Source organism: Arcicella sp., from assembly GCF_964672035.1.
Window position 1 is genome coordinate 1 of sequence record NZ_CBABQS010000123.1, and the last position, 7,581, is coordinate 7,581.

Annotated in this window: 9 protein-coding genes; 1 reads left to right on the forward strand and 8 read right to left on the reverse strand. The window is 37.4% G+C overall.

The window, feature by feature from the left end; translation table 11 throughout:
- From AC1W31_RS19690 to AC1W31_RS19725, 8 genes are all read right to left on the reverse strand, one after another.
- Positions 1 to 357 (reverse strand): hypothetical protein (locus AC1W31_RS19690; protein ID WP_481736207.1); only part of this gene is annotated, 357 nt, incomplete at its 3' end.
- A 174-nt stretch (positions 358 to 531) separates the two neighbouring features.
- A complete protein-coding gene (gene traK / locus AC1W31_RS19695; RefSeq protein WP_481736208.1) occupies positions 532 to 1,200 on the reverse strand; it encodes a conjugative transposon protein TraK in 669 nt (222 codons plus the stop codon).
- The gene (locus AC1W31_RS19700; RefSeq protein WP_481736209.1) at positions 1,201 to 2,235 is read right to left on the reverse strand and encodes a TraJ family protein; all 1,035 of its coding nucleotides are present in this window, start codon (positions 2,233 to 2,235) and stop codon (positions 1,201 to 1,203) included.
- 6 nt (positions 2,236 to 2,241) lie between these two features.
- Positions 2,242 to 3,120, reverse strand: coding sequence for a hypothetical protein (locus AC1W31_RS19705; protein ID WP_481736210.1), 879 nt, complete (start codon positions 3,118 to 3,120; stop codon positions 2,242 to 2,244).
- Between the two features lie 116 nt (positions 3,121 to 3,236).
- Positions 3,237 to 5,768: a TraG family conjugative transposon ATPase gene (locus AC1W31_RS19710; protein ID WP_481736211.1), complete on the reverse strand. Its 2,532-nt coding sequence runs from the start codon at positions 5,766 to 5,768 to the stop codon at positions 3,237 to 3,239.
- Between the two features lie 11 nt (positions 5,769 to 5,779).
- A complete protein-coding gene (locus AC1W31_RS19715) occupies positions 5,780 to 6,061 on the reverse strand; it encodes a DUF4133 domain-containing protein (RefSeq protein ID WP_481736212.1) in 282 nt (93 codons plus the stop codon).
- Between the two features lies 1 nt (position 6,062).
- Positions 6,063 to 6,383 (reverse strand): DUF4134 domain-containing protein, encoded by a 321-nt coding sequence (locus tag AC1W31_RS19720; protein ID WP_481736213.1) that lies wholly within the window; start codon positions 6,381 to 6,383, stop codon positions 6,063 to 6,065.
- A gap of 11 nt (positions 6,384 to 6,394) precedes the next feature.
- A complete protein-coding gene (locus AC1W31_RS19725; RefSeq protein WP_481736214.1) occupies positions 6,395 to 6,931 on the reverse strand; it encodes a hypothetical protein in 537 nt (178 codons plus the stop codon).
- Between the two features lie 251 nt (positions 6,932 to 7,182).
- On the opposite strand from AC1W31_RS19725, the gene AC1W31_RS19730 reads away from it, so the two are divergent.
- Positions 7,183 to 7,437: a hypothetical protein gene (locus AC1W31_RS19730; protein WP_481736215.1), complete on the forward strand. Its 255-nt coding sequence runs from the start codon at positions 7,183 to 7,185 to the stop codon at positions 7,435 to 7,437.
- Positions 7,438 to 7,581: the final 144 nt, after the last annotated feature.

Genomic DNA, 7,581 nt, shown 5'->3' on the forward strand with positions numbered 1-7,581 from the left:
AGCCTCTGAAAAGTGTCCTTTGGGTGCTTGAATGGTTTTCCAAACTACTGGAATAGCCTTCTTTTTCCAAAGTACACTTAACATCAACGTTTGACAACCCCGACCTACCACCGAACCATCAATGACAAATACCAGTTCTTTCTCTTGGAGAACTATACCGTGTAATATCTTGATAATAAAGGGAGTAAAGAATGTATCGGCATCAATCAGACCATTGTCAAGCCAACGTTCATTTTTCTTTACTTGGCTTAAAGAATGAATTTTACCTTGCTGATTATCAGCAATTTTTCCCAATGAAACGTGCTTACTGGCTATCAAGCCACTAACCATACTTACTAATGTATTGAATCGTCTCAAAGGATTGCCTTGCAGTTTTGAGGGGTATAGGTTTTTTAAACCCGATTCTATATTTTTGCGGATATTAGATGTTTTCAATAGCCGCTATGATACTGTCTGGCGGCTATTTTGTCAAATTAATCGCCCCATTTATTTTTTTAACTATAAAAGTGTCGGTCTAAAAATTCCATTGTCTTAATTTTTAATAATTGGATTTTCAAGCAGTTCGTAATTGGTAATGATAAATCCGTGGGGATTGCGTTCCGACCGTGAAGCTCGCTCCAGTAAACACCTACTTCTAAAGGCTCTTACCACTCGTTGCGAAGCCCTTGATTGGTATTGTTTTCCGTAGTAAATCGCCTCGTGCGGATAGACTTGCATATTAATTTTGATGGAATCAGTAATGAGATACTGCACAATATTTTGGGCAATAATATCTCGGTAATATCCTGATTCAATGAATCTTTTGTACAAAGCTTCCGCCCCTTTATCCGCCATGTATAAGGCCCTTCCTTCCACATTTGACTTGATTTGCTCAAAATCTGGTGAATTATCAAAGAAATATTCATTGAATTTTAGCACGTGGTCTTTAGCTTCTACCAAACGATTTTCTTTCACCGAAGCCCTGGTAGCCATCATTGCCTCACCACCATTCAAAACATAAATTCTATCCTGCGATTTGGTAATTTCTTGAATGGCATAATAGACAAATCCAGCGGTGATGAGCAAGCAAAAACTCATGACCAAATACATCAAAAGTTGCGATTGTTGATGCCGTTTTTCGAGGTCAATAATATTCTGAAATCCCCTTTTCTGAAAGGATATCGGGCTTTTTGAAGACGATTTATGAAGAGATTCTAACATTTATTTCGTGGGTTGATTAGCTTGTTCAGTTACACGTCCCCTATTATTTGAATCGGATTGGTTGCCTACGAAAGTATTTTTCAACATATCAAATCCCGCTCTTCCAGCCGAACCCGCTTTTCCGCCCATATAAGCCGCCACCGCCGAAACTGGCGAAGCACTCACGCCCATCGCATTCGAGCCAATAGCACCCGCACCACCCGAAATAATCAAATTGGCCAAGTCAGGTACTTTGAAAAAACCAAAAACGCCCGTGATGTAAAGAATGATTAACGCCATATTAATTTGAATTTCGTCCATATTGGTTTTATCCACCATTGAGTTTGATAATTTCAGCAGAATAAACATAAACGTATTGGCAATTGGTAGCCACAAGGACACATTGATATAGTTACTGAGCCAACCTTTCCACGAATCCGAAAAGATTTCAAAAGCTGAAAAAGCTATGGCAATTGGCCCGATTAATTTTAGAATTAGCAGATACAAAAGCCTGATGGTGGACAGAAAAACGTAGCCAAAAATCAGCAGAATAAAGGCCAACCATCGAATGGCGTATTGAATAGCGGATAAAAGTTTGGCTCCAATCCATTCGCCATTTCCAGTTACCGTATCCCAAAAGCCATTGCTTGGACTTTCTTCAATGGGCGTTTTCCCCAAATCTTTCCCTTCCGTTTTTTCATCCATTGATTTTGCATTCGCTTCATCCAGTCCAACTAAAGCAGTAATCATGGTAGATTTTCCCCCGTTTACGTAACCAATTACTGTTTCATTCACGACCTGCAAGGTAGAATCAACCGCTCCCATGAATATCAGGTAAAACTTTAATAACAGTCCAAAACCAATGGGACGAAGCATGCCGTATATATCCAAAGGTTCATTCATTCCCCACACTCGATACACTTTTCTTGCCACCATCAAGAGCATTCCTAATGACACAATATCAATGCCCGTATTGATAAAAATGGAGGTACTTCCCTCCAGTTGTTCGCCAATTGCTTGCAGATTTTTATCATATCCTTCAATAAATCCAGCCATGCTATTTTAATTTTTAGGGGCAAAATATTCTTTGCCAAAAGTATATTCCGTACTTCTATTTCTTCTTTCTTTAGAAGTTGATTCTATCCGATGACCAAACGCAACCACTTCTTTATAAAGCGTTTCGGAATTATTCGCAATTTGTTCCAACGTGGCAATACGGTCTTTATCGGTCATTCTGTACTTAGTGTCCACCGTCACCATTGGTAATTCTTTATCCGATTTTTGGGTGGCAGAGATTTTAAAATTATTGAGTTTGTTTTTGGCGTAAGTTTTTTCAAGGTCTGTCAAATATTTATCATCATCAACCGCAGCGATATAAAAATTGGCCACCTCAATGACTTTGCTACAATAAGTTTTGGCATTTTCATTGAAGGGATGATTCTTCACAGAATTGCTCGGCGTGAATAAAAACTTCTCTTGTTCTTGCATCAACTTAAATGTCGCTTCGGTATATACGGCAGTTTTTGACACACTTTCTTTAACTTCTTCTAAATTGCTATTAGTCTGGTCGAGTTTGTCGTGCGTATCGGAATCCGAAACGTCATCTGGACCAAATAATCCGCCCAAAATATCGCCAATAACCGGAATGGATTTAAGAACGCCTTTCAGAATAGATTTTGCTCCTGAGAAAAAATCACTGGCATTTGCATTAAATTTATCCATCAATTCCTGTTGCATTTTCGTAAAATTATCAGCTCCCGATTGGGATGGATTTACCCCAGCCGCTTTTAATAGTGCCGCCATATCATCATTCGTTAGTGTTTGTCCGCTGGCGTATTTTCCTGCCAATGCTTTCAAAGCATCATCAACTTCTTTGTTTCCCGTCTGTCCATACATGGGACTAAATAGTAGGAAAAGGAATAAAATTAAAATCGTTTTCATTCGCTTAAAATTTTAGTAAAATGAAATGGTAAGGATTATAATTATCTTTTGGCTAATAGCGATTAGCTTTTGGCAATTGGTTTTGGATAAATACTTTTAAATTATTCCATTATTAATTATCCATTATTAATTAACAAAAGTGGTTTTCGTTGTTGCTTAACCGCAATTTGAACCGCTTCTCGTACATCACAGTGATATTTTTTGCGGATTTCATTGAGCGTAAATTGCTCCGTTTTGTTGGTCGTATAAAGCCAATATTTTTCTGGACATACCTCCAATCCGTAAACCGCACAAAAAATACTACTGAAACTGATGAAGAATTCTTTGTAAACCCTCCCCTTCGCATTATCCATATTAATTGATTTTACCAGCGAAATTTCAGATGGACTTAGCCCTAACATCTCCTGCACAAAGCCCATTTGAGCCTCATAATTCTTTTGATCGAGCAGAATTTTAATGGCTGAGTTACTCAAAATCGTATCTTTCACCACGGGATTATCCACCAAATCATTCAACTCTTGCGTTACCGTTACAATACTGCCATTGTGCTTTCTCAGCGTTTTATAACACCATTTCAAAAATCCTTGCATCACGGGAGTCATCAACGCTTTCCACGCTTCTTCAATGATTAGAAACTTGAATTTTTGTGGTTCCAAATAAAGTTGTCGCACAAATTGGGACATAATCATAATGGTTGTCACCGAGAACAAAATGGATTCATCTTTAATATTATCTAACTCAAAAACGATGAACTTCTTTTGGTATAAATTGCCGTGTACTCGACTATTCAACAAATAGCCGTATTCTCCACCGATTTTGAAAGGACTAAGCGTCAACAAGAAATTTCGTAAGTCAAAATCTTGTTCTCGAATATTCTTGGCTTCGATGTATTCCACCGAAAAAATGCTTTCCACGTAGTCATAAAACGCATCAAAACTCAATGAATAATCTCGTTGTGTTTTGGATAAATTTTCAGCGTGGACGTAATATTCTTTCAACATCGCCGAAAGAATTACGTCTTCAGTGCGAGTGGTTGGTTTATCCGTCTCTTTTCGCCAAATCGAACATAAAATGGTCAATAAGGTATTCTTGATGGAATTCTCTTCATCATCCTGAAACTCATTGAAGTCATTAATAAAGAAGGGATTAAACCCAAAGTTTGAGCCTTTTTCGTAGGTGATATAAGCTCCATTTTCATACGCACAGTTATTGCGATAAGAATGCCCCACATCAACAACCGTTACGTAATTGCCTTGTGCATAGAGTTGATTCACCATATCATTCGTAAAAAATGACTTTCCCGAACCCGAAGGACCAATCACAAAGCCATTTCGATTGGCAATTAATCCCTTCGTCATCGGTTCCACAAACATATCCAAAAGCATCGGCTTGCCCGTTCGGTCGGTTACTCTCATACCCACGGGTTGCGAACTTTCGGCATAAATTCCTTCAAAATTCAAAAAACAAGAAAGTGTATCAGCGTAATTGAGAATAAAACAATCCTCGGGAATATAACCCGCATTCGATGGCATGGCCGTCCAGAAATAACTGGCTCCGTTCAAGGTTCTCATTTCAACTTTCCGAAAACCAATGTCAGAAAGAGCCGTGGAAACCAATCCCGCTTTAGATTCTAACTGATTAGCATCATTGTCCCAAATAATTAAAGATCCATGAAACTGAATGGGTTGCAAGTTTTCCTCTAAAATGTTTTTAAGAAACGTATGCTGCGTTTCTGCATTGAAAGCGTTGGCTTGCGAATAAAATGCCAACGATGATTTCTCGTTGATTCCCTTTTGCAGTTTTTTAATGGTCGCATCTTTATTGACCGTCTTAAAAACTTGGGTATAAATGTGGTTGCAATTCAAGCCCATCGCAATTGGAAAAACGGAAGACAAATGAAAATTGGATAACTTGGTACTCAATTTTGAATGGCGATAAGCCGTTGAAATATGCGTTGGGAAATCTTCGATGTCTTGTAAAGGGAACACCGCCACATTCTTCGTCCCAATTTTAAAATCTTTGGAATAATCATGATTGGCGATGTGTTTATCCATAAAGGACAGATTGCCAAAATTGTAATGAAGCGATAACTCATTTTCGTAATCAACCAATTTTGTAGCATTTAGCGGTAATTTTGAGCCTTTCAAATGTTCATAATTCACCACCTCAATCAGATTATTCTGCAAAATGGTGGCGATGAAACCATTGGCATCCAATTGCAAACTCTTCACGTATTTCCTATCTTTCAAGACCGCAGGAACATTGCCATTTCGATTAAAAATACTGATACCATTTTGATTGTCAGGATGATAGGTTTTGGTAATTGTCAAAAAGCATTTATGATTTAGGAAAGGACGATTATAAAACATCATATCCGTAGAAATCGCCAAAAGTTCGCTACTGCCTTTTGCCTCACTCCTTGAATATTTCGCCAGATAAAACCAATCCGTTTTTTGTATCACATAACCTGGGGGCATCATACTCAAGGCACGAGTCCATAAATCAATTAAGCTATCAAAATCATTGTCTCGAAGCGAATAAACGGGCGGTAATTTCAACTCGTAAGTATAGGAAATATCCCCGTTGTGCGATAGTTGCAAACCATCTTCCAATATTTCATAGGGATGAAGTTCTGAGAATTTAGCCATATCGTTTTCGTTTATTTTTCAATTACTTGAGGCGTTACATCTCGCATTTTTAAATCAAGCAGTCCTTTATTCCCGTATTTTTTGTTACGATAAATAAAATAGCCAATACCCCCAATCATGGAAACCACACTATAAATAATCCACAGAACGATTGGAAGTCCAACGACGTACAGCATCAAAATGGCCAAGAAATCCACGATGATATAAATGGCGCAATACAGCAAATGTTGGCCTTTTAAGCCCTTGAATTCGAGCGGGGCATTTGCTCCACGATTGATTTCAAATTTTCTCATATCAGCCTAAAGACGAGAAGAAAGATTTAATGACTGTAGCGGATACAATCAGAAATAAAGCCGCTCCAAACCATGCCATAGCGGCTTTTCCTGTATCTTGGTCGCCGTGTTGCCATTTAGAAAATACCCGAAACGAGCCATAAATGGCCAAACATCCCGCCACCGCATAGATAAGATTGACCAGTTTTGTATAAAAATTATTGACCAAATCGGTAGCTTTTGCGATACCAGCCGATGGATCGGAACTGCCCGTTTGGGCGTAAGTGCCAAAGGCAATATAGCCCATGAGGACGATGGTAAAAGTTAATGTTTCCTTTTTCATGCAATAAAATGTTAATGATTGGTTTTTTGATGGCGAACTACCCAGTCACTCGAATCTTGTCTTTGAAATACCCGCTTAATGTCTTCTTCATCCACCATCGTAATGCTATTTTCTTGCTCATTTTGCAACTTGAAATTGATTTGCTCAAAGTCTTCGTCTTCAATAGTTGCCGTTGGAATTGCATTTTGAGCCACATAATCTTCATCCGAATCTTCTATTACATTAGGGTTTTGTTCCGACACTTCAAGCTCGTTTTCTTCCCCTTCAGTTGTTGATTTGGAAGCATTTACTTCATTACTCTTTTCTTTTGAAAAGGCGGAGTAGTCGTCGTAGTTCTCAAAATCAGCTTCTTTCGTTGGAATCGTATTAATCACTTCGTTCGAAAAATATTCCACTGATTCGTTTGAGTTGGGCTGACTTGAATTCTCATACAAACCTTGAGTGACAGATTTATTATATTTATAAAACAAAACACCCAATGAATAGAATATCACCAACAAAAGCTGGCTGGATACTGAAGTCCATGAAATGATATTTAGAATGGTCATGATCATAAAATTGAAGAGATTAAGACCAAAATTAAGATAAATTTATAAATTTTATAAATATTTTAACCTTCAAAGCGTACAAAACCGCTAAAATGGAGGACAAAAATTAAATTAATCTGTTTTAAAGGGCTTTGAAAATAGTTAATTTAAAAGACAACAAACCAATATAACATTTTATAAATTATGATAATTTCCTTAACAAGATATAAGCAAAATAATTATCTTTGCCATAGATTTATCAGGGAACGAAAATGCACATATCAGGAGCGGATATTTTCAGATTCATTATTGCCGTTGGCTTTTTAGCTTATGGATATGATCAGTATTTTCTATTCCACCATACCAAAATTGCGCTTGTTTGTGTGGCCGCTATTCTGTTTATTTTTCCCTTTACACATTGGCTGCTCATTGAAAAACCGTTCAATATTCACTTCTCTTCCAATGCTAAACTTCTTATAATTTTGGTTTTCTTATTCATTATCGGAATGCTTCAAAAAAGGCACTAAGTAACGTGTAAATAATAAGTTGGTCTAATTAATTTTCAAAATATTGTATCTTCGTATTCAATACTGACTTTTAGTTTTATGGAAATTACTCTCGAAGAACGCAATTATTTCAATCAATTAGATGAACGCCAACAACGCTTATAT

What these genes read in the sequence shown, in the direction of transcription:
- AC1W31_RS19700 (WP_481736209.1), bottom strand. Translation starts at nt 2,235, where the DNA reads ATGGCTGGATTTATTGAAGGATATGATAAAAATCTGCAAGCAATTGGC.
- traK (WP_481736208.1), bottom strand. Translation starts at nt 1,200, where the DNA reads ATGTTAGAATCTCTTCATAAATCGTCTTCAAAAAGCCCGATATCCTTT.
- AC1W31_RS19715 (WP_481736212.1), bottom strand. Translation starts at nt 6,061, where the DNA reads ATGAGAAAATTTGAAATCAATCGTGGAGCAAATGCCCCGCTCGAATTC.
- AC1W31_RS19725 (WP_481736214.1), bottom strand. Translation starts at nt 6,931, where the DNA reads ATGACCATTCTAAATATCATTTCATGGACTTCAGTATCCAGCCAGCTT.
- AC1W31_RS19730 (WP_481736215.1), top strand. Translation starts at nt 7,183, where the DNA reads ATGCACATATCAGGAGCGGATATTTTCAGATTCATTATTGCCGTTGGC.
- AC1W31_RS19710 (WP_481736211.1), bottom strand. Translation starts at nt 5,768, where the DNA reads ATGGCTAAATTCTCAGAACTTCATCCCTATGAAATATTGGAAGATGGT.
- AC1W31_RS19720 (WP_481736213.1), bottom strand. Translation starts at nt 6,383, where the DNA reads ATGAAAAAGGAAACATTAACTTTTACCATCGTCCTCATGGGCTATATT.
- AC1W31_RS19705 (WP_481736210.1), bottom strand. Translation starts at nt 3,120, where the DNA reads ATGAAAACGATTTTAATTTTATTCCTTTTCCTACTATTTAGTCCCATG.